Genomic DNA, 22,635 nt, shown 5'->3' with positions numbered 1-22,635 from the left:
CCAGCGTGAAGGTCTCATCTCGGCACGCCCGGCATTGCTCCGCTTCGCTACGCATGCCGGGCTACTCGATGAGCGTGAGTACCTCTCGACACACAATCCGGGTTCGGCTTCGCCTTACCCGGATTGCTACTCGAGGTACGTGGGCTCAGGCGTCGAGGTCGAGCACGATCTTGCCGCGGGTGTGCCCGGACTGCAGCTGCTCGTGCGCCTCGGCGACCCGCTCCAGCGGCAGCACCTCCGACACCTCCACCGACAGCTTCCCGGCGGCGATGTCGGCCGCCATCTGCGCCAACTCGGCCGGCAGTGGCCGCGCCATCGGCACGAACACCGGGATGCCGCGCTCCTCGGCGGGCGTCTTGTCGGTCAGCGTCGGCAGGGAGACGATCCGTCCCTTGTCGGTGAGGTGGTCCAGGCTCGGCAGATAGGTGTCGAAATAGACCCCGTCCACGATCAGGTCGGCCTTCGGCGCCACCTCGCGGAAATCCTGTTTGGTGTAGTCGATCGGATGGGCACCGAGTTCGGCGAGCCGGTCCTGGTTGCGGGTCGACGCCGTCGCCCACACCTCGGCACCGGCCTGCTTGGCGAGCTGGACGACGAGCTGGCCCACCCCGCCGGTACCGCCGTGCACCAGCACCGTCTCCCCAGCCTGCACCTTGCCCAGCTCGTGCGTGGCGATCCACGCGGTCAGCGCGACCAGCGCGGTCCCGCCGAGCACCACCGGATCGGCCCCCTCGGGGACGGGCACCATCGCATCCGCCGGCAGCGTGACGTATTCGGCGTAGCAACGGCCGGGGTGGCTGAGCGGCGGCATCCCGAAGACCTGGTCGCCGACCCCGAATCCCTCGACCCCGTCACCGACGGCGGTCACGGTGCCGCTGCACTCGCGGCCCAGCACGAGCGGGAAATCGGCCTCGGTGAGCTTCTTCGCCAATCCCGAGGAGCCGTCGCGGATCTTGTAGTCCAGTGGATTGGTCCCGGCGGCCCGGACCTTCACCTGCACCTCACCGGGCCCCGGCTCGGGGATCTCGGCCTCGGTGGTCAGATAGAGCTCCTCGGGACCGCCGAACCGATCGATGCGCGCCTGCCTCATCACCTGCTCCTCTCGCCTGCTCGAATCTGCCGAAGAATCTAAGCCTGCTTGGAAAGGACCGATCCCTGCCAGGCCCGGACCAGGTCCACCAGCTCGCGCCGGCGGCCGGAATAGAAGGGGATCTCCACCCGGACGTGCCGCCTGGTCTCCGAGGCGCGCAGGTCACGCATCAGGTCCACGATCCGGCCCATCTCGTCGGCCTCGAAGGCCAGGATCCACTCGTAGTCCCCGAGCGCGAACGCCGGCATCGTGTTCGCGCGCACATCGGGATAGCCGCGCCCGAGGGTGCCGTGCTCGACCAGCAGCGCACGCCGCTCCTCATCGGGCAGCAGATACCACTCGTAGGAACGCACGAACGGGTACACCACCAGGTGGTCACGTACCCGCTCGTCGGCCATGAACGCCGGCACGTGCGACTTGTTGAACTCCGCCGGGCGGTGCACGGCCAGCTGCGACCAGACCGGTTCCAGGGTGCGGCCGAGTTCGCTGGCGCGGAAGGCGTGGTACGCCTGTTGCAGGGTCTCGTAGTCCGGCGCGTGCCACCACACCATCAGATCCGCATCCGCCCGCAGGCCGGCCACGTCGTACCAGCCACGGATCACCAGATCCTCACCCTCGGTGGCCGCCTCGACCGCCGCAATCGCTTGCTGAGCAAGGGTTTCCGCCTCGGTCCCGGGACCGGAGGCAGCAGCCTCGGGGTTGCGGCGGAACACCGACCACATCGTGTAGCGCTGCATCTGGTTGATGTCGCGGGCCTTGAGTGTCACTGGCTTACCTCCTGCATCTGCTGCTGGTCGGCGCGCACCTCGGCGCGCAGCTGGGGTCCCTCGGTGTGCACCAGTTCGGTGATCCGGGTGAGCACCGTGGGATCGGCCGTCGGCGGTACGCCGTGGCCAAGATTGAAGATGTGGCCGGGTGCCGCCGCGCCCTCGCGCACCACCCGGCGTACCCGATCGGCCAGCACCGGCCACGGCGCGCCGAGCAGCGCGGGATCGAGATTGCCCTGGACGGCGTATCGGCCACCGAGCCGCCGGCTGGCCTCATCGAGCGGGATCCGCCAGTCGATGCCGACCACCTCGGCACCGGCCTCACCGATCAGCGGCAGCAGCTCCCCGGTGCCCACCCCGAAGTGGATCCGCGGTACGCCGAGCCGGCCGACCTCGGCGAGCACCGCCGCCGAATGCGGCAGCACGTATTCGCGGTAGTCGCTGGCCGACAGCGCACCCGCCCAGGAATCGAAGAGCTGCACCACCCGGGCACCGGCCTCGACCTGCACCTGCAGGAAGACCGCCGAGATCTGCGCGAGCTTGGCGCACAGCTCGTGCCACAGCTCCGGTTCCCCGACCATCAGCGACTTGGTCTTCGCATAGTCCTTGCTCGGCCCGCCCTCGACCAGATAGCTCGCCAGCGTGAACGGCGCACCGGCGAAACCGATCAGCGCCTTGGCCGCATCCGGGCCGCCCAGCCCGGCGACCACCAGCTCCGCACCCTGCCGGATCGGCTCCAGCGCGGCCGGATCGAGCGCCGGCAGCGCCGCGACCTGGTCGCGGGTCCGGATCGGGTCGGCGATCTGCGGCCCGGTACCGGGCACGATGTCCAGGTCGACGCCGGCCGCCTTCAGCGGGACCATGATGTCGGAATAGAACACCGCCGCATCGACGTCGTGCCGGCGTACCGGCTGGAGGGTGATCTCGCGGACCAGCTCCGGGTCGAAACAGGCCTCGAGCATGGTGCTGCCCGCGCGTACCTCCCGGTATTCGGGGAGCGAACGCCCGGCCTGCCGCATGAACCAGACCGGCAGGTGATCCCCCTGCACTCCGCGAGCGGCGTTGACCAGATCCGAGGACGAGGAGGCGGGTTGTTCGATCACCCCACCATCCTCCCACGCCCCGCACTGACCATGCGTCACCGTCTCGGGGGATCCCGGTTTGACATCGGCGCGTCGGTACGCCTCCTCGGCGGCCGGATTGCCTAGGCTCGGGGGGTGGCCGCCAGCAAGAACCAACTTCCGCTTCCCGAGCCGTTCCGTGCGGCCGTCGCGGGGATCAGCGGATACCCATGGCGCGCCGAGATCCAGGTCGAGGAGATCCCCGCGCCGCAACGCATCGCGCCCTTCTCGGTGGCGCTGACCGCCGATGTGGTGATCGATGAGGACGAGCTCGGCAACGGGCGGTTGGTGCTGTTGCACGATCCGGCGGGCAACGACTCCTGGCAGGGTGATTTCCGCCTGGTGAGCTACGTCCGCGCCGAGATCGAGACCGAGATGGTCACCGATCCGCTGCTGCCGAGCGTCGGCTGGTCCTGGCTGACCGATGCGTTGGCCGGGCACGGCGCCGACCACGCCGCGCCGAGCGGCACCGTGACCTCGGTGAACAGCGAGACCTTCGGTGCGATGTCCGACGACCCGGGCAAGGCCGAACTGGAGATCCGCGCCTCGTGGACGCCGATCCTGGCCGCCGACGGCTCGGGGATCGAGGCCCAACTGGCGGCCTGGTCCGATCTGCTGTGCACCGTCGCCGGGCTGCCACCGGTGCCCAGCGGTGTGGTGATGATGCCGTCTCGGCGCGGTGGCGCCGCCCGCCGCAGCCGGTAGTCTGCGACCGTGCAGCGCCAGTCAGTGTCCCCAGCCAGCCCGGATCAGCCGGCTGCTGAGGTGACCGAGGCGCCAACGGTCCCGGAGGCTCCCGAGCTGCCGGTGCTCGCCGCTCCCGCCGACCCGGTGCCACCAGTGGTCGCCGATGCGGCCGCCCTCGAGGCCACCATCGACGCCCTGGCCAGCGCCACCGGGCCGATCGCGGTGGACGCCGAACGGGCCCACGGTTATCGCTACAGCGCCCGGGCCTATCTGCTGCAGTTCCGGCGGGCCGGGGCCGGCACCCTGCTGCTGGACCCGCTCGCGCTCTCCCCCGACGGCATCGCGCTCGCCGACCTGCGCGACCTGGCCGCGCCCATCCAGGACGCCGAGTGGATCATTCACGCCGCGACCCAGGACACCCCCTGCCTGGCCGAGCTCGGGTTGATCCCGACCCGGTTGTTCGACACCGAGCTGGCCGGCCGGTTGCTCGGCTTCCCGAGGGTCGGGCTGGGTGCGCTGATCGAGCACTACTTCGGGCTGAAGCTGCTCAAGGAGCACTCGGCCGCCGACTGGTCCACCCGGCCGCTGCCCGCCGACTGGCTGACCTATGCGGCCCTGGACGTCGAGCTGCTGATCGAGCTGCGCGACCGGCAGGCCGAGGAACTGGCCGCCGCGGGGAAGGCCGACTGGGCGGCGCAGGAGTTCGCACACCTGGCGCAGCGCGCCGCGCTGCCGCCGCTGCGGCGTACCGATCCCTGGCGGCGCACCTCCGGCATCCACGCCGTCCGCACGGCCGCCGGGTTGGCCGCCCTGCGCGAGCTCTGGTCGGCCCGCGACGAGATCGCCCGCCGGTTGGACAAGGCACCGGGGCGGATCGTGCCGGACAAGGCACTCGCCGAGTTGGCCGCCCGGCCCCATCCCGGCCGCCGGGATCTGCACGCGGTGGCCGGTTTCCAGCGCCGGTCGGCGAAGCGGTACGAGACCAACTGGCTGGCGGCCCTGGAGCGGGCGCAGGCGCTGCCCAAGGCGCAGCTGCCGCCGGTGCACCTCGCCTCGGATGCACCGCCCCCGCCGCGCTCCTGGGAGGGCCGTGATCCGGAGGCCTTCGCCCGGCACCAGCGGATGCGAGCGGTGATGACCGAGCTGTCGGAGAAGTACGACGTGCCGGCGGAGAACATCTGCACCCCCGAGTACTGGCGCCGGCTCGCCTGGCAACCGCCCACCCCGGCCGACGAGCCGACGGTGGATGCCTTCCTCGCCGATCTCGGCGCCCGACCCTGGCAGCGCGAACTCGTCGTCGCGCCGCTCACCGCCGCTCTTTGATGTCGGCTCGCGCGTTCTCCCCCGCTGGCTGAGCGAGCGAGTCCTCCCCCACGTCGGCTGAGCGAGGGAGGAACGACCGAGTCGAAGCCACGTCCACGCCGCCCTCCCGAACTCTTGCGGCCGATCACACAGTGTTTCTCCATCGCAGCGTGCATAACCCCTGACATCTTCGTGAGGGGGCTCGCCAACTTAGTTACTAGCGGGTAACGTGGCGGCCATGTCACGTGAGATCCGCGACGTCGTCTTCGTCGACGGCGTACGAACCCCCTTCGGGAAGGCCGGCTCGCTCTATGCCGAGACCCGGGCCGACGACCTGGTGGTGCACTGCATCCGCGAACTGCTGCGGCGCCACCCCGAACTTCCGCCCGAGCGCATCGATGAGGTGGCCATCGCGGCCACCACCCAGACCGGTGACCAGGGCCTGACCATCGGACGCAGCGCCGCGCTGCTGTCCGGACTGCCGCGTTCGGTGCCCGGTTTCGCCATCGACCGGATGTGCGCCGGTGCGATGACCGCCGTCACCACCACCGGTTCCGGGATCGGCGTCGGTGCCTACGACGTGGTGATCGCCGGCGGTGTCGAGCACATGGGCCACCACCCGATGGGTGAGGGCGCCGATCCGAACCCGCGCTTCATCGCCGAGAAGATCGTCGATGAATCCGCGCTGGTGATGGGAAAGACCGCCGAGAACCTGCACGACCGGTTCCCCGCGATCACCAAGGAACGGTGTGACGAGTACGCCGTGCAGAGCCAGCAGCGCGTCGCCCAGGCGTACGCCGACGGGATCATTCCCGAGGCGCTCGTCCCGGTGGGGGTCCGCTCCACCGAGCTCGGCTGGGGCCTGGCCACCGCCGACGAGCCGCCGCGTCCGGGCACCACCATGGAGGCGCTGGCGGAGCTGAAGACCCCGTTCCGCCCGCACGGCCACGTCACCCCGGGCAATGCCGCAGGCCTCAACGACGGCGCCACCGCCTGCCTGCTCGCCTCCGCCGACACCGCCGAGGAGCTCGGCCTGCCGGTGGCGATGAAGATGGTCGGATTCGCCTTCGCCGGTGTCGATCCCGCCGTGATGGGCGTCGGCCCGGTCCCGGCCACCGAGAAGGCGCTGGAACGCGCCGGGTTGAGCATCGACGACATCGGCGCCTTCGAGATCAACGAGGCGTTCGCGGTCCAGGTGCTCGCCTTCCTGGACCACTTCGGCATCGAGCAGACCGATGAGCGGGTCAACCCCTACGGCGGTGCGATCGCCATCGGTCACCCGCTGGCCTCCTCCGGCGTACGCCTGATGATCCAGCTGGCCCGCCAGTTCCGGGACCGTCCGCAGGTGCGGTACGGCATCACCACGATGTGCATCGGCCTGGGCATGGGCGGCACCGTGATCTGGGAGAACCCCGCCTGGGAAGGGAATGTGAAGTGACCGACACCATGTACGACGACTTCGACGCGATCCTGGAACGCACCGCGAAGGTGACCGAGGGCGAGGTGATCACCCACTCGCTGGCCCGCGACATCGAGCTGCCGCGCGGCGCCGGCAAGGCGGTGCTGATCACCCTGGACAACGGACTCGATCACACCCGGCCCTCCACCCTCGGCCCGGGCACCCTGCGCGAGCTGAGCCGGGTGCTGGATGAGGTGCAGGCCCGTGACGACATCGTCGCGATCGCCATCACCGGCAAGCCCTTCATCACCGCCGCCGGCGCCGACCTGTCGCTGATCAGCAAGATCACCGAGCACGAGCAGGCCCTCGATGTGGCCCGGATCGGTCACGGCACCTTCCACAAGCTGGCCAACTCGAAGATCCCCACCTTCGCCTTCATCAACGGGCTGGCGCTCGGCGGCGGACTGGAGATCGTGCTCAGCTGCCAGTACCGGACGGTGAACAGCACGGCGGCCGGAATCGCTTTCCCGGAAGTGTTTCTCGGCATCCTGCCCGGCTGGGGTGGTACCTGGCTGGCGCCGAATCTGGTCGGAATCGACACCGCGGTGAAGCTGGTCATCGAGAACTCGATGAACCAGAACAAGATGCTCGGCGGTCAGCAGGCCTTCCAGATCGGGCTCGCCGACGCGATGTTCGACGGTGCCGACTATCTGGCCCGTTCGATCGACTGGATGGCCGGCGTGGTCAAGGGCGAGGTGACCCTCGACCGCCCCGAGATCGATCGCTCCGAGGAGACCTGGGCGGCGGCCATCAAGGCCGGCAAGAAGTACGCCGACAGCAAGGTCTCCGGTGCGGCGCCCGCGCCCTACCGGGCGCTGGACTGCCTGGCCGCCGCGCGCACCGCGACCCGCGAGGAGGCGTACCTGCTGGAGGACCAGGGGCTCGCCGATCTGGTGATGACCGATGAGCACCGGGCCTCCCTCTATGCCTTCGACCTGGTCAACAAGCGCGCCAAGCGGCCGGCCGGTGCCCCGGACAAGGAGCTGGCCCGCAAGGTCACCAAGGTCGGCATCGTCGGTGCCGGGCTGATGGCCTCCCAGCTCGCGCTGCTGTTCGGCCGCCGGCTCGGTGTACCGGTGGTGATGAGCGACCTCGATCAGGCCCGGGTGGACAAGGGCGTCGGCTACGTCCACGCCGAGATCGACAAGCTGCTCGCCAAGAAGCGGATCTCCCCCGACAAGGCGAACGGGCTGAAGGCGCTGGTCACCGGCACCACCGATCAGGCCGACTTCGCCGACTGCGACTTCGTGATCGAGGCCGTCTTCGAGGAGATGGGGGTCAAGCAGCAGGTGTTCGGCGCGCTCGAACAGCACGTCCGTCCCGACTGCATCCTGGCCACCAACACCTCCTCGCTGTCGGTGAGCGAGATGGCCTCGGGGCTGCAGCATCCGGAGCGGGTGGTGGGCTTCCACTTCTTCAACCCGGTCGCGGTGCTGCCACTGCTGGAGATCATCCGCGGCGAGCAGACCGACGAGGCCACCTTGGCCACGGCTTTCGTTGTGGCGAAGGGATTGCGGAAGAACGCGGTGCTGGTGAAGGATGCCCCGGCGTTCGTCGCCAACCGGATCCTGCTGCGGCTGATGAGCGAGGTCTTCGCCTGTGTGGACGAGGGCACCCCGATCGAGGTGGCCGATACCGCGCTGGCGCCGATGGGTCTGCCGATGACCCCGTTCACGCTGTTGCAACTGGTCGGCCCGGCCGTCGCGCTGCACGTCAACGAGACCCTCAACGACGCCTTCGGCGACGAGCGGTTCCCGGTCTCGAAGTCGCTGCAGCAGATCGTCGAGCAGAAGCTGCCCGGGGTCTATGACCGGGACGAGAAGGGCCGCCCGTTCGTCACCGACGCGGGTCGGGCCGCCCTGGTGCAGGGTGATGCCCCGAGCACGCCGGAACAGGTGCTGGATCGGTGCGAGAAGGCCCTGGCGACCGAGATCGGGCTGATGCTCGACGAGCAGGTCGTCGCTGCGCCGATGGACATCGACCTGTGCCTGATCCTGGGTGCCGGCTGGCCGTTCCACGACGGGGGCATCACCCCCTACCTGGACCGTCGCGGTGCCTCGGAAGCCGTGCGTGGCAAGCGATTCCTGCCGCCGGGAGTGGCCAGCCTGCCAGCCTGATCCGCGGATCTCGGAAGCCCGAAGCGATCCATCGAACCCACCGTCCATCCATCGCGTGCTCCAGCACGCGATGGATGGACCCAGGGTTCGATGGATCGTTCCGGTTCAGGGGCGTGGCCCCGCAGCCCGGGTCAGTGCTCGGAGCGCTCACTGGTGCCGGCGACCGGCTGATCGGTGGCGCGGGCGACGAACTCCACCGCGTACCGGGCGACCTGCTGGGAGGTGAGCCCGAGGTCCTCGAGCACCTCGGAGCGGGAGCCCGGGTCCAGGAACTCCTGCCGGATGGCGAACTCGCGCAGCGGCACCCAGACGTCGTTGGCGCGCAGCTCCTGGGAGAGCCGGGAGCCCAGTCCGCCGACCAGGCCGGAGTCCTCCAGGGTGATCACCAACTGGTGCGCCCGCGCCAGCTCGATCAGCGCCGGGTTCACCGGCAGCGCCCAGAGCGGGTCGACGACGGTGACCCCGATCCCCTGCTGGCTGAGCCGCTCCCCGACCTCCATGCCCATCCCGGCGAACTGGCCGTGGGCGACCACCAGCACCTCGGGCCGCTCGGACTCGGAGAGCACGTCCACACCGTCGAGGTGGCGGACCGCCTCGATGTCGGCGGGCATCTTGTCCTTGGAGTAGCGGATCACACTCGGTGCGCCCTCGATCTCGACCGCCCGGCGCAGCGCCTCCCGCAGCCGGGTGCCGTCGCGGGGTGCGGTCAGCCAGAGGCCGGGGACCATGGACAGGATCGATGAGTCCCACATCCCGTTGTGGCTGGGGCCGTCGGTGCCGGTGATCCCCGCACGGTCCAGCACCAGCGTCACGCTCTCGGAGTGCAGCGCGACATCCATCAGCAGCTGGTCGAAGGCGCGGTTCAGGAAGGTCGAATAGAGCCCGATCACCGGGTGCAGCCCGGTCGCCGACAGCCCCGCGGCCGAGGTGAGTGCGTGCTGCTCGGCGATCCCGACGTCGAAGGTGCGATCGGGGAACGCCGCCGCGAAACGGTGCAACCCGGTCGGATAGAGCATCGCCGCGGTCACCGCGACCACATCGGGACGCTCCCGGCCAATGTCGACCAGCTCGGTGGAGAACACATCGGTCCAGCTCTCCTTCGAGCTCGACGAGAGCGGTTCACCGGTGATCTCGTCGATCTGGCCGATCGAGTGGAAGCGGTCCTCCTCGTTCTCCTCGGCCGCCTTGAAACCGCGGCCCTTCTCGGTGATCACGTGCACGATCACCGGCCCGCCGAAGCCCTTGGCCTGCTGCAGCGCGCGCTCCAGGGCGCCCAGATCGTGGCCGTCGATCGGCCCGACATACTTCATCCCGAGATCGGCGAACAGGCCCTGCGGGGCGAGCACATCCTTGAGGCCGATCTTGACCCCGTGCAGCCACTCGTACGCCGCCCGGCCCACCAGCGGCGTGCCGCTGATCGAGCGCTTCAGGAAGTCCAGGCCCTGCTCGTAACGCTTGTCGGTGCGCAGCGCGGTGAGGTGCGAGGCCAGCCCGCCCACGGTCGGGGTGTAGGAGCGGCCGTTGTCGTTGGCGATCATGATCAGCGGCAGGTCCCGCTGGACCGCGATGTTGTTGACCGCCTCCCAGGCCATCCCACCGGTCAGCGCACCGTCACCGATCACCGCGATCACCCGCCGGCTGCTCTCCTGCAACCGGAAGCCCTTGGCCATCCCCTCGGCCCAGGAGAGCGAGGAGGAGGCGTGCGAGCTCTCCACCCAGTCGTGTTCGGATTCGGCACGACACGGATAACCGGACAACCCGCCGAGCTGGCGCAGCGTCGGGAAGTCGTCCTGGCGGCCGGTCAGGATCTTGTGCACATAGCTCTGGTGACCGGTGTCGAAGACGAAGGGGTCGTGCGGGGAGTCGAAGACCCGGTGCAGGGCGATGGTCAGCTCGACCACGCCCAGGTTGGGTCCGAGGTGCCCACCGGTGCGGCTCACGTTGCTGACCAGGAAGGCGCGGATCTCCCCGGCCAACTGATCCAGCTCGGCCCGCGACAGGTCGCGGAGGTCACGCGGGTCCTTGATCCGATCCAGAAGAGGCATAGCGACCAGTTTACGGCTCGGTAGCCGCAGCTCGTGTCACCCCCGGGTCCGAAACGCCCGGCGTCCGGGTCGTCCCGGACGATGACCCCGCGGGAAAACACTCGGGCGTCGGTCGCCGATCCGCCGCCGCGCGGGAAATCCAGCTGCGTCCGGGGTCGCCGATCGCTAGCCTGCGCCCATGAGCGACCTCCGCGACCACCTGCGCGCCGAACTCCGGCAGGCGATGCGCGACCGCGATCGCGACACCGTGCGGGTGCTGCGCTCGGTGCTCGGCGCGATCGACAACGCCGAGTCCGACGGCGTCGCCGCACCCCGGGCCGGTGCGGTTGAGGCCTCAGCGATCGGAGTCGGCGCCGCCGAGGCGGCCCGACGCGAACTCACCGATGCCGACGTGCGTGCGGTGGTCGAGGCCGAGTTGGCCGAACGCGCCGACTCGATCGGTGAGTTGGAGCGCGCGGGGCACGGTGCGGCGGCCGATCCGGTGCGCGCCGAGGTGGCGGTGATCCGTGGAGCCCTCGACCGGTTCACAACCGGGCGATGAAGATCTTGCCGCGCAGCGCCTCCTCCACCAGGGCGACGGCCCGGCGCACCCGAACCAGCTGAGCCGTCTGCTCCTGCCAGGCCTCGGCCGCGGACTCGAGCACCTGTGGCGAAACCCGGTCACCCAGACTCGTGCGCACCCCGGCCAGCCCGGCCTGGCTGGCCCGCAACTGGCTCTCCACGAACTGCGCGGCGAACCGGGCCAACACCACCGGATGGCGACGCAGCACCGGATAACCGCGATAGTCGGCCGGGCACCGGTCCAGCAGGTATGCCACGGCGGTCGCCTCCCAGTCGGGAGCACCCGGTGGACGCACCGAATCGGGCCAGCCCGGCGGGACATGGATCGAGGTCTGCATCGAACACCTCCACTGATTAGTACGTATGTTCGATCATAGATCGACGGTCCGACACTGCGCAAGGGCGCTGGCAGGATGAGGTCCATGACTCCCGCCCAGCAGCCCGCGACCGATGTGATCTGCCAGATCGCCGCCGGTGAGCTACCGGCCGAGACGGTACTGCGGACCGACGACATCGTGGCCTTCCTCGACCACCGCCCGGTGTTCAAGGGCCATGTCCTGGTCTGCCCGCTCCCCCATGTCGATCAGCTCACCGACCTGCCCGCCGAGCGGATCCCGGTGCTCTTCGGCGCCGTGCAGCGGGTCGCAGCGGCGCTCCCGGAGGCGCTCGGCTGCCAGGGCACCTTCGTGGCGATCAACAACGTCGTCTCGCAGTCGATCCCGCATCTGCACGTGCACGTCGTGCCCAGGACCAAGGGCGACGGGTTGCGCGGTTTCTTCTGGCCGCGGGTGAAGTACGCCGAGGGCGAGGCCCAGGCGTACGCGAAGTTGATCCGCGAAGCGCTCACGGTCCTCGAGTAGCGATCCCGGCACCGCGAAGCGGAGCCGGGATCACGTGTCGAGAGGTCCGGTTCATCTCGACACGGCGGCCATTGCTCCGCTTCGCTGCGCATGGCCGCCTACTCGATGAACGTCAGTCCTTCTTGTCATCGTCCTTCTTGGCGGCGGTCTTCTTGGCCGGCGCCTTCTTCGCGGCCTTCTTGGCCGGTGCCTTCGCGGAATCCGAGTCGTCGGAATCCTTGTCCTCGCCTGACTTCTCGGCGCTCACGGAGAAGTCGAGGTCGTCGTCCGCGACGCCGACGGTGACCAGGTCGCCGGCACCGAGGGAGCCGCCGAGCAGCATCGTGGAGAGCCGGTTGTCCAGCTCCTGCTGCACGGTACGACGCAACGGCCGGGCACCGAACTCGGGCTCGAAGCCCTCCTTGACCATCCAGTCCTTGGCCTCGTCGGTGACCTCGATGCCGACGTCCTGGGCCCGCAGCAACCGCTCGGTGCTGCGCAGGATCAGATCGACGATCTCGCGCAGCTCGTCCTGGGTGAGCCGGTGGAAGATCACGGTCTGGTCGATCCGGTTGAGGAACTCCGGCCGGAAGTGGCTGCGCAGCAGCTCCTGGATCTCCGGCTCGACCGAGCTGAGGTCATCGGTCTTCAGGATCAGCTGCGAGCCGAGGTTGCTGGTCATGATCACGATCGTGTGGGTGAAGTCGACGGTACGCCCCTGGGAGTCGGTGAGCCGGCCGTCGTCCAGCAGCTGCAGCAGCGTGTTGAACACGTCGGGGTGGGCCTTCTCGACCTCGTCGAACAGGACCACCGAGTAGGGCTGGCGGCGTACCCGCTCGGTGAGCTGACCACCCTCGTCGTAACCGACGTACCCGGGGGGCGCGCCGACGAGCCGGGAGACGGTGTGCTTCTCCTGGAACTCGCTCATGTCGAGGCGGATCATCCGGCCCTCGTCGCCGAAGACGGCCGCGGCGAGCGCCTTGGCCAGCTCGGTCTTGCCGACACCGGTCGGGCCGAGGAACAGGAACGAACCCAGCGGCCGGTTCGGATCCGACAGGCCGGCCCGCCCGCGGCGTACCGCCTCGGCGACCGCGGTGACCGCCTCACCCTGCCCGATGACCCGCTCATGCAGCAGGTTCTCCAGCGCGAGCAGCCGGGTGCGCTCCTCGGCAGTGAGATCGGACACCGGGATGCCGGTACGCCGGGAGACCACCTCGGCGATGTCGAAGACGCCCACGTGCGGGGTCTCCTCGGCCTTGACCTGGTCGAGCTTCTGCTCGGCCAGCTCGCGCTCCTTCTTCAGCTGCTCGGCCTGCGCGTAGTCCTCGTTGGCGACCGAGGCGTCCATCTCCCGCTTCAGCCGGCCGATCTCCTCCTCCATCGCCTTGGTGTCGGCATCGGGGGTCTTGTGCTTGAGCCGGGCGCGGGCACCGGCCTGGTCGACCAGGTCGATGGCCTTGTCCGGCAGGAACCGGTCGGTGATGTAGCGGTCGGACAGCTCGGCGGCCGCGACCAGGGCCTCGTCGTCATAGACCACGTCGTGGTGGGTCTCGTAGACATCGGCGAGCCCGCGCAGGATCTCGATGGTGTCGTCGACGCTCGGTTCGGAGACCATCACCGGCTGGAAGCGGCGCTCCAGGGCGGCGTCCTTCTCGATGTACTTGCGGTATTCGTCGATGGTGGTGGCGCCGATGGTGTGCAGCTCGCCGCGGGCCAGCGCCGGCTTGAGCAGGTTGGCCGCATCCATCGCGCCCTCGCCGCCGGACCCGGCGCCGATCACGGTGTGCAGCTCGTCGATGAACAGGATGATCTCGTCGGAGTGCTCCTTGACCTCGTCGAGCACCTTCTTGAGCCGTTCCTCGAACTCACCGCGATACTTCGAGCCGGCGACCAGGGCGCCCAGGTCGAGCGCGATCACCTTCCGGTTGGCCAGCGAGCTGGCGACGTCGTTGTTGACGATGCGTTGGGCGATGCCCTCGACGATCGCGGTCTTGCCGACACCGGGATCGCCGATCAGCACCGGGTTGTTCTTGCGGCGCCGCGAGAGCACCTCGACGGTCTCCTCGATCTCCTGATCGCGGCCGACGACGGGGTCGAGTTTGCCGGCGCGGGCGTCGGCGGTCATGTCGCGGCCGAACTCGTCCAGGGTCGGGGTGTCGCTGTCGGACTGGCCGCCCTGACCCGGCTGGCCGGACTGCCCACGGCCGGGATCCTGGATGGCCTGGGTGAGCAGTTTCGAGCCGGGGTTCTCGCGGTTGGCCGCGATCCCGACGAGCAGCTGCACCGGGCCGATGTAGCCGGTCCCGGACTCGGCGGCCTGCTGCTGGGCGACCCGGATCGCGGCGCGCAGGCGCGGGCCGAGCCGCGGTTCGTCAGCACCGGTCGGCAGCTGTTCGAGCAGGTCGGCCATCTGCGCGGCCACCGAATCCGGGTCGAGACCGAGCGTGGTGAGCATCCCGCGGGCGGGATCCTCCGAGGCGGCCGCATAGAGCAGGTGCTCCGGGGTGACCTCGGGGTTGTTGCGCTCCTCGGCCGCGTCCACGGCATCGGAGAGCATCCGGCGGGCGTCGTCGGTGAGCAACCGGTTCACGTCGACCCGTTGCACCGGGGGCTGCTGCCCCGACGCCTGCCCGAAGAAGCGGTTGAACATGTCATCGAAAGGGGATCCAGAACCAAGGGGCCACTGAGACATCTGCACGCACTTCCTGTCGGTGTCGATTTGTTGCGGCGGGGGTACGCCGTCCCCACACCGTTGCGCACCCGGGTCCGCGCTGACAAGCCCCAACACACAACCGGTCCGGGGGCCGTGGGTTGAGCCGATCGCGCTCAGGGAAGGGGTCCGGGAATGCGATCGGGGCCCGGGAGGGTGATCTCCCGGGCCCCGATGGGGCTCCCTCTCGACACGCTCGCTGCGCGAGCTGCTCGAGGAGCGTGTGTCAGGCGGCGCGCTGGGCCATGTGGCGCAGCACGTACTGCAGGATGCCGCCGTTGAGGTAGTATTCGCGCTCCCCCGGGGTGTCGATGCGGACGACCGCGTCGAACTCGGTCACCTTGCCGTCGGGGGCGGTGGCCTTGACGTGCATCGTTTCCGGCGTACGCCCCTCGTTCAGCTCGGCGATGCCGGTGATGTCGAAGGTCTCTTCACCGGTGAGACCGAGCGACTCGGCCGAATCGCCCTCGGGGAACTGCAGCGGCAGGACGCCCATGCCGATCAGGTTCGAGCGGTGGATCCGCTCGAAGCTCTCGGTGATGACGGCCTTGATGCCGAGCAGCGCCGAGCCCTTGGCGGCCCAGTCGCGCGAGGACCCGGAGCCGTACTCCTTGCCGCCGAGCACGACCAGCGGGGTGCCCTGCTTCTGGTAGTTGACCGAGGCGTCGTAGACGAAGGTCACCGGGCCGTCGGCCTGGGTGAAGTCGCGGGTGTAGCCACCCTCGGTGCCCTCGGCGATCTGGTTGCGGAGCCGAATGTTGGCGAAGGTGCCCCGCATCATCACCTCGTGGTTGCCACGCCGCGAGCCGTAGGAGTTGAAGTTCTTGCGATCCACCCCCTTGCTCATCAGGTACTGACCGGCGGGGGTGTCGGCCTTGATCGCGCCGGCCGGCGAGATGTGGTCGGTGGTCACCGAGTCGCCGAGCTTGAGCAGCACCCGGGCGCCGGTGATGTCACCGACGGGCTCCGGGTTGGCCGGCATGTCGTCGAAGTACGGCGGCTTGCGCACGTAGGTCGACTCGTCGTCCCACTCGAAGGTCTTGCCCTCCGGGGTGGGCAGCTCGCGCCACTGGTCGTCGCCGGCGAACACGTCGGCGTACCGGCTGGCGAACATGTCGGCGTTGATCGAGGTGTTGACCAGTCCCTCGATCTCGGCGGTGGTCGGCCAGATGTCCTTCATGTACACATCGTTGCCCTGTTCGTCCTGGCCCAGCGGCTCGGAGTCGAGGTCGATGTCCATCGTGCCGGCCAGCGCGTACACCACGACCAGCGGCGGGCTGGCGAGGTAGTTCATCTTCACATCGGGCGAGATCCGGCCCTCGAAGTTGCGGTTGCCGGACAGCACCGCGGTGACGGCCAGGTCGTTGTCGTTGATCGCCTGGGAGACCTCCGGGATCAGCGGCCCGGAGTTGCCGATGCAGGTGGTGCAGCCGTAACCGACCAGGTCGAACCCGATCTTGTCCAGGTAGGTCTGCAGGCCCGCCTTCTCGTAGTAGTCGGTGACCACCTTGGAGCCCGGGGCGAGCGAGGTCTTCACCCACGGCTTGCGGGTCAGGCCCTTCTCGACCGCCTTCTTCGCCACCAGGCCGGCGGCGATCATCACACTCGGGTTCGAGGTGTTGGTGCAGGAGGTGATCGCGGCGACCGTGACCGAACCATGGTCGAGTTCGAAGTTCTCACCGGTCGACAGGGTGACCCCCACCGGCTTGCTGGGTCGGGTCGGGTGCACCTGCTGGGCGACATCGGAGACGGTCTCGCTGACCTTCTCGGCGACCTCGGAGACCAGCCCCTTCGCCTTGTCCAGCAGGCTCACCTGCGGCGTACCGACCGGCTCGTCGAGTGCCGGGTCCGGGGCCGCCGGCGAATCGGAGGCCGGGAAGGACTCGGCGGCCGCCTCGTCGGTGGGGTCCAGCTTGGACTCGGACGCGTAGTCCTTCACATCGGAGCGGAACTGCTTCTTGGCATTGGCGAGCAGTACGCGATCCTGCGGCCGCTTCGGGCCGGCGATCGAGGGCTGCACGGTGGACAGATCGAGCTCCAGGTGCTCGGAGTAGCGCGGCTCGCGCTCGTCGTCGTGCCACAGACCCTGCGCCTTGGCGTACGCCTCGACGAGCTGGATCTGCTCCTCGGAGCGGCCGGTGAGCCGCAGGTAGTCGGTGGTCAGCGAGTCGATCGGGAAGACCGCGATCGTGGAGCCGTACTCCGGGCTCATGTTGCCGATGGTGGCGCGGTTGGCCAGCGGCACCTCGGAGACGCCGGGGCCGTAGAACTCGACGAACTTGCCGACCACCTTGTGCTGGCGCAGCATCTCGGTGATGGTCAGCACCAGGTCGGTGGCGGTGACGCCGTCGCGCAGCGCACCGGACAGCTTGAAGCCGACGACCCGCGGGATCAGCATCGACACCGGCTGGCCGAGCATCGCGGCCTCGGCCTCGATGCCACCGACACCCCAGCCGACCACGCCCAGGCCGTTGACCATGGTGGTGTGCGAGTCGGTGCCGACACAGGTGTCGGGGTACGCCTGCAGCACGGTCTGGCCGTCGGCGTTGGTGACCTCACGCGGGAACACCACGCGGGCCAGGTTCTCGATGTTGACCTGGTGCACGATGCCGGTGCCGGGCGGGACGACCTTGAAGTCGTCGAAGGCGGTCTGGCCCCAGCGCAGGAACTGGTACCGCTCCCGGTTGCGCTCGTACTCCACGTCGACGTTGCGGCGGAAGGAGTCGGGGGTGCCGAAGAAGTCCACGATCACCGAGTGGTCGATCACCATCTCCGCCGGCGACAGCGGGTTCACCTTCGCGGGGTCGCCACCGAGGTCGGCGATCGCCTCCCGCATGGTGGCCAGGTCGACGATGCAGGGCACACCGGTGAAGTCCTGCATGATCACCCGCGCGGGGGTGAACTGGATCTCCTTGTCCGGCCGGGCGTTCGGATCCCAGTCGCCGAGGGCGCGGATGTCGTCGGCGGTGATGTTCGCACCGTCCTCGGTCCGCAGCAGGCACTCCAGCAGCACCTTCAGGCTGTAGGGCAGGCTCTCCGAGCCCGGCACCGTGTCGAGCTTGAAGATCTCGTAGTTCTTGCCGGCGACCTCCAGGTCGGCCTTCGCTCCAAAACTGTTCACACTCATTGATCAGCTCCCGTGCTGTTTGGTTCTGCGTGCCGTGTGCCCGTCGAGCCCACGAAGTCTCTTGACGTCAAGATACCATGCTCCGCCGGGTTGCATACCGCGACACCCTCATTGTCCGCCGCACCACATTCGCATCCGCCCGCGGGGTCCCACCTCTTGACGGCACCCATCGACTCCCCTAGCGTCGAAACAATCTGGAACGCCATTTCATACCTGTGCCCACCCCGTACCCAGGTCCGCGGCCGGGCCTACCGAACAAAGGGGTTCACGACATGGCACACCGATCTGAAACATCCATCCGGCTGCTCGCTGCCGGTGCCGGCGCCCTGGCCTCCGCACTGGTGGTCTCCGCTGTCGCCGGCGGTACGCCGAATGCGCCGGGGAGTTCCCCGTCGGCGGCCCAGGGTGGCTCACTGCCCCTGGTCGGCGACCGGATGCCCACCGGCGCGGGTGCCGCGGTCGACCAGCCGGCGTACGGCACCGGATCGCACTGGAACGCCTTCAACTGGGGGCCCGGCAACCCGGCCGCGGTGCCCGCCTCGGCGAGCTTCCCGATCGTCGGCCCGGACGGGCGGACCGAGAAGCAGGTGACCTTGAGCACCCAGGCCCAGCCCGATGTCGGCAGCGCCAAAAGCACCATCAACTCCTCCAACTCCGCGGACTCGGGCAAGAGCTTCCTGACCACCGAGCGCAACTACCCGGTCACCGCCCTCAACGAGATCCGGTTGCGCGACGGCAGCTATCTCGCCATCGACTTCATCCCGCAGTGGGGTGATGCCGCCCGCAGCTTCACCAACCTGAAAGTGCGGACATCCAAGGACGGCCAGAAGTGGGAGCTCACCGATGCACCGGTGACGATGCCGCCGGAGTACCAGCTCGGCCCGATGTCGGAGGGGCTGCGGGTGCACCGCCGGGTGATGGAACTGCCCGACGGCACCCTGATGGTGCCGATCTACACGGTCTTCAAGGGCACCAACAAACAGCGCTCGGCGATCCTGCAGTCGAGCGACGGTGGCCGCAGCTGGAGCCTGCGGTCGGTGATCCCCGCGACCAACGCGGTCGGCACCAACGAGGTCGGTTGGTCCTGGACCAGCGACGGCCGGTTGCTGGCGGTGATCCGGACCACCGACAGCCCGGTGACCAAACTCGTCTACTCCTATTCCGACGACCAGGGCCGCAGCTGGTCGGAGGTGCAGGAGCTGATCGGCCCGGACGGGGTGGTCGTCCGCGGCATCTACCCCGACCTGCTGCTCCAGCCCAACGGCACCCTGCTGCTCACCACCGGCCGGCCCGACGTGCGGATGCTGGCCAGCTTCGACGGCACCGGCCGCAGCTGGCAGATCCAGGACACCGTGTTCGCCAACTACCCCTCGACCGGCAACAACGGCCGCTACGACGGGACCAGCGGCAACAACACCATGGAGTCGGTCGGCGCGAACCGGTCGGTGCTGTTCTACGACCAGTGCCACGTCTGGGGCTGCGGTGCCTACAACGAGCAGTTCGGCGTGAGCGCCACCTATGTCGGCGCCGTGACCCCGGGCGGTACCGGCCGGATCGATGTCCTCTCCCGGCTGCTGGACAAGACCGCCACCGTCTCGGGCCGGTTCACCAAGCCGGACAAGAAGTTCCCGACGGTACGCCCCGAGGGCGCCTTCGACGGGCTCAGCGACCGGGACGCGGTCGCGAAGCTGGACAATCGCGGCGGCGAGCTCGTGCTGGCCCTTGACCGCAGCTATCCGATCAACCGGATCGGGTTGATGCTCGGCCACGGGGAACCGCAGTCGGCGACGGTGCAGTTCTCGATCGACGGCCAGCAGTGGTCCGCACCGGTACTGGACGCGGTGAACCGCAGTGACCGCGCGCTGCGCTACACCGACCTGCCGGCACCGCAGGAGGCCCGCTATGTGAAGGTGACCGGCGCGCCCGGGGTGGAGACCGTGTTGACCGAACTGGAGCTCTACACCGCCGACGCCGACACCTTCGAGAACGAATTGCCGTTCGCGATCCCACGCGGCTGGACCGATGCGAACAAGACCTGGGTGACCGATGTGCCGAACGACCCGGCGTACGCCGAGTTCGGCGGTTCGCACAGCCGGACCGCGCTGCGGCTGTTCGACAAGTGGACCGACGACAACGCCCGGATCAGCCGGCCGTTCGCACCGAGCCCGCGGGTGCAGACCAGCATGCAGTTCGGCGGCTCCGACTACCGCGCCATGTTCACCTTCGGCGTTCGCGGTACCGGTGTCGACGGCGCCCGGGCCGATGCCTGGATGTTCCGGCTGGTGCAGGGGAAGCCGGCGAGCCTGCAGGCCTGGAACGGGTCCGCCTGGGTGGAGGTCGGCAAGCTCGCCGAGGCGCTGCCGACGAGGACCTATCTGCCGCTGTCGATGGATCTGACCGCCGACCGGGCGACGGTCACGATCGGCACGCAGACCTTCACCACCGCGGCACGCGCCGGTGCCGCCACCACGATGAGTTCGCTGGACCTCGGCACCGGCGACCCAGCGCAGTACGGCGGCTTCTATCTGATCGACGACGTCGTCATCAGACCCGGGAGTTGACCAGCCGGTGCGCATCACCGCGGTCGAGACGATCCTGCTCACCGGCCCGTCCAGCAACGATCCCTGGATCACCTTCGCCAAACAGACCCGCACCGTCGCCCTGGTCCGGGTGACCAGCGACAGCGGGCTGACCGGGATCGGGGAGACCTACTGCGGCTATTTCGCGCCGGAGCTGGTCGATCCGGTGGTCGAGCTGATCCGGCCGATCCTCACCGAGGGCGACGGCACCGACCCGGTGACGCTCGGGGAGCGGATGCGACTCTGCCTGGGATACGCCGCCCGGGTCGGGGTGGTGGGCGCCGCCATCGGTGCCGTCGAGGCGGCCCTGTGGGATCTGCGCGGCAAGGCCGAGGGGGTGCCCGCCTATCAACTGCTGGGCGGACTGCAGCACCAACGGCTACCGGCGTACGCCACCGGTGGTCCGAGCCCGTGGCCGGCGGAGTTCCTGCTGCAGAAGGCGGAACGGTACGCCGAGTCGGGTTTCACCGCGCTCAAGGTGGCCACCGGTGGCATGGATCAGCAGACCCGCCGGGACCTGCCCGTTCCCGGCGGTCGGGATGCGGCACCGGAGTGGGAGGTCGAGAAGCTGCGGTTGCTGCGGGACCGGTTGGGTCCGGAGTTCGGACTGCTGCTGGATGGCCACATGGGCGGTGGACGCAGCGAGGTGTGGGATCTGGAGTTGACCACCCGGGTGCTGCGCGCGATCGAGGAGTTCGACCCGATCCTGGTGGAGGAACCGCTCCCCTACACCGACCCGGACGCGTACGCCGAGCTGCGGCGGCGTACCAGCATCCCGATCGCCGGCGGGGAGCAGTTGAGCAGCGCGGCCGAGTTCGCGCTCTGGCTGAACCGGGACGCGTTCGGGGTGGCGCAACCGGACGCCGCCTGGCTCAGCCCGAGCGAACTCCTCACGGTGGCGGCGAATGCGGCCGCCCGTGGCACCCGGATCGCCTCGCACAACTGGTGCGGTGGCGCGGGAGTGATGCAGAACGTGCACTGCGCCTTCGCCTGTGCGAACACCCTGATCGTCGAACTGCTGCCCGATGCCGGTCCGCTGCACACCCGCCTGTGGGGTGATCAACTCGTGATCGAGAACGGGCAGCTGCTGCCGCCGACGGCACCCGGGTTCGGGGTCCGCGTCGATGATCGACTGCTGGCAGACTTTCCCTATCGCAAGGGGCACGAGGAGTTCGTCAGCATGCCCGGGAAGGTGTTGCGCACATGAGTCCGGAGAGCACCGATGACCAGCTGGTGATCGCCCTGCCCCAGGACCCCGCCGGCCTGGAGCGGTTGCGCGGCATCGCCCAGCACACCCGAATCGCGCTGCTCGAACCGGGTGCGCTGACCGTGCCCGCCGAGCTGGCCGACACCGTGACCGGATTCTGCGGAGACTCGGTGCCCAGCAATCTCACCGAACTCCCCCGGTTGCGGTGGATCCAGCTGGCGTCGGCCGGGTTCCGGCAGGCGATCGGCGCCGGCGTACCCGACACGGTCGCGGTGACCAACGCCAGCGGTGTCAACGACATCCCGATCGCCGAGTGGTGCGCGATGATGATGCTGGCCCTGCGCCGCGACCTGCCGGGCACCTTCGCCGACCAGCAGGCACACCGCTGGGACCGCTCCCCGGTGCACCAGGCCGAACTGCGCGGGCTGCGGGTCGGCATCCTCGGCTTCGGCAACATCGGCCAGCAGGTCGCCCGCACCGTCCGGGCGCTCGGGCTCGAGGTGTGGGTCGCGTCCCGATCCGCGCCCGGTTTTCGGCCCGATCGTTATGACCCCCTCGACCGCGGTCCGGAGGAGGTGCCGATCCCGGATCGGTCCTTCGGCCTGGACCGACTGCCGGATTTCCTGTCCGGACTGGACTTCCTGGTGGTCACCGTCCCGGCCACACCGACCACCGACGGGCTGATCGACGACGCGGCGTTCCGCGCCCTGCCACCGACCGCGTACCTGCTGAACCCGGCCCGGGCCAGCGTGGTCGATGAGCAGGCGCTGCGATCCGCGCTGGCCGAGGGGCGGTTGGCCGGGGCCGCCCTGGACGTGCACTACCGCAGCCCGATGGCCGCCGATGACCCGACCTGGGAGCTGCCGAGGGTGATCATCACCTCACACGTCTCCGGCTCCTCCGACAGCACCTTCTTCCTGCCCCGGCTGTGGGATCTGCTGGCCCGCAACACCGAACGCCTGCTCGCCGGACGTCCACTGCTGAACCGCATCACCCCCGCCGACCTAGCCGGCTGACCGGTCAG

General features: G+C 69.2%; 16 protein-coding genes. 9 read left to right on the top strand and 7 right to left on the bottom strand.

Annotated features, from left to right (window positions below; translation table 11 throughout):
- Nucleotides 1–145: 145 nt before the first annotated feature.
- The 3 genes from C8D81_RS03340 to hemE are packed head-to-tail and all read right to left on the bottom strand — an operon-like array spanning nt 146 to nt 2,960.
- Nucleotides 146–1,090 (bottom strand): NADP-dependent oxidoreductase, encoded by a 945-nt coding sequence (locus C8D81_RS03340; protein WP_094425078.1) that lies wholly within the window; start codon nt 1,088–1,090, stop codon nt 146–148.
- Between the two features lie 38 nt (nt 1,091–1,128).
- Nucleotides 1,129–1,827 carry a hydrogen peroxide-dependent heme synthase gene (hemQ, locus tag C8D81_RS03335; RefSeq protein WP_133625849.1) on the bottom strand — a complete coding sequence of 233 codons (699 nt, stop codon included), beginning with the start codon at nt 1,825–1,827 and terminating at the stop codon, nt 1,129–1,131.
- A gap of 26 nt (nt 1,828–1,853) precedes the next feature.
- Nucleotides 1,854–2,960 (bottom strand): uroporphyrinogen decarboxylase, encoded by a 1,107-nt coding sequence (hemE, locus tag C8D81_RS03330; RefSeq protein ID WP_133625546.1) that lies wholly within the window; start codon nt 2,958–2,960, stop codon nt 1,854–1,856.
- Nucleotides 2,961–3,074: 114 nt separating this feature from the next.
- On the opposite strand from hemE, the gene C8D81_RS03325 reads away from it, so the two are divergent.
- The 4 genes from C8D81_RS03325 to C8D81_RS03310 all read left to right on the top strand — a co-directional run bounded on the left by C8D81_RS03325 (nt 3,075) and on the right by C8D81_RS03310 (nt 8,543).
- Nucleotides 3,075–3,683 (top strand): DUF3000 domain-containing protein, encoded by a 609-nt coding sequence (locus tag C8D81_RS03325; protein ID WP_094358198.1) that lies wholly within the window; start codon nt 3,075–3,077, stop codon nt 3,681–3,683.
- A 9-nt stretch (nt 3,684–3,692) separates the two neighbouring features.
- Nucleotides 3,693–4,988, top strand: a complete 1,296-nt coding sequence (locus tag C8D81_RS03320; RefSeq protein WP_229237908.1) for an HRDC domain-containing protein — start codon at nt 3,693–3,695, stop codon at nt 4,986–4,988.
- A gap of 217 nt (nt 4,989–5,205) precedes the next feature.
- Entirely contained in the window at nt 5,206–6,405 is a 1,200-nt protein-coding gene (locus C8D81_RS03315) for a thiolase family protein (RefSeq protein WP_176455600.1), read from the top strand.
- Nucleotides 6,402–8,543 (top strand): 3-hydroxyacyl-CoA dehydrogenase NAD-binding domain-containing protein, encoded by a 2,142-nt coding sequence (locus C8D81_RS03310; protein WP_324614812.1) that lies wholly within the window; start codon nt 6,402–6,404, stop codon nt 8,541–8,543. Before C8D81_RS03315 ends, C8D81_RS03310 begins: the two co-directional genes overlap by 4 nt.
- A 131-nt stretch (nt 8,544–8,674) precedes the next feature.
- Here C8D81_RS03310 and dxs read toward each other — a convergent pair whose 3' ends face one another.
- On the bottom strand, nt 8,675–10,588 hold the full coding sequence (gene dxs, locus C8D81_RS03305) for a 1-deoxy-D-xylulose-5-phosphate synthase (protein WP_133625545.1): 1,914 nt from the start codon (nt 10,586–10,588) through the stop codon (nt 8,675–8,677).
- A 178-nt stretch (nt 10,589–10,766) separates the two neighbouring features.
- Between dxs and C8D81_RS03300 the strand changes: the two genes are divergently transcribed.
- Nucleotides 10,767–11,129 (top strand): GatB/YqeY domain-containing protein, encoded by a 363-nt coding sequence (locus C8D81_RS03300; protein ID WP_094399955.1) that lies wholly within the window; start codon nt 10,767–10,769, stop codon nt 11,127–11,129.
- On the opposite strand, the gene C8D81_RS03295 is transcribed toward C8D81_RS03300, so the two are convergent.
- Nucleotides 11,113–11,487 carry a hypothetical protein gene (locus tag C8D81_RS03295; RefSeq protein WP_094358192.1) on the bottom strand — a complete coding sequence of 125 codons (375 nt, stop codon included), beginning with the start codon at nt 11,485–11,487 and terminating at the stop codon, nt 11,113–11,115. The two genes, C8D81_RS03300 and C8D81_RS03295, sit on opposite strands and share 17 nt — an antisense overlap.
- Nucleotides 11,488–11,571: 84 nt before the next feature.
- Here C8D81_RS03295 and C8D81_RS03290 point away from each other — a divergent pair, with 84 nt between their 5' ends.
- Entirely contained in the window at nt 11,572–12,009 is a 438-nt protein-coding gene (locus C8D81_RS03290) for an HIT family protein (RefSeq protein ID WP_094406217.1), read from the top strand.
- A gap of 112 nt (nt 12,010–12,121) precedes the next feature.
- Here the strand turns inward: C8D81_RS03290 and C8D81_RS03285 are convergent, their stop codons facing one another.
- Nucleotides 12,122–14,638: an ATP-dependent Clp protease ATP-binding subunit gene (locus tag C8D81_RS03285; RefSeq protein WP_208109084.1), complete on the bottom strand. Its 2,517-nt coding sequence runs from the start codon at nt 14,636–14,638 to the stop codon at nt 12,122–12,124.
- Between the two features lie 286 nt (nt 14,639–14,924).
- Entirely contained in the window at nt 14,925–17,825 is a 2,901-nt protein-coding gene (locus C8D81_RS03280; protein ID WP_094358186.1) for an aconitate hydratase, read from the bottom strand.
- Nucleotides 17,826–18,097: 272 nt separating this feature from the next.
- Between C8D81_RS03280 and C8D81_RS03275 the strand changes: the two genes are divergently transcribed.
- From C8D81_RS03275 to C8D81_RS03265, 3 genes are read left to right on the top strand one after another with little or no spacing between them, the layout of a single operon-like run.
- Nucleotides 18,098–20,386, top strand: coding sequence for an exo-alpha-sialidase (locus C8D81_RS03275; RefSeq protein ID WP_133625544.1), 2,289 nt, complete (start codon nt 18,098–18,100; stop codon nt 20,384–20,386).
- 7 nt (nt 20,387–20,393) lie between these two features.
- A complete protein-coding gene (locus C8D81_RS03270) occupies nt 20,394–21,611 on the top strand; it encodes a mandelate racemase/muconate lactonizing enzyme family protein (RefSeq protein WP_133625543.1) in 1,218 nt (405 codons plus the stop codon).
- Nucleotides 21,608–22,627 (top strand): D-2-hydroxyacid dehydrogenase, encoded by a 1,020-nt coding sequence (locus C8D81_RS03265; protein ID WP_094406211.1) that lies wholly within the window; start codon nt 21,608–21,610, stop codon nt 22,625–22,627. Before C8D81_RS03270 ends, C8D81_RS03265 begins: the two co-directional genes overlap by 4 nt.
- The last annotated feature ends 8 nt before the right edge of the window (nt 22,628–22,635 follow it).

It is taken from the genome of Enemella evansiae, from assembly GCF_004362375.1.
Classification (GTDB): domain Bacteria; phylum Actinomycetota; class Actinomycetes; order Propionibacteriales; family Propionibacteriaceae; genus Enemella; species Enemella evansiae.
This window is presented reverse-complemented; position numbering and strand designations above follow the sequence as displayed.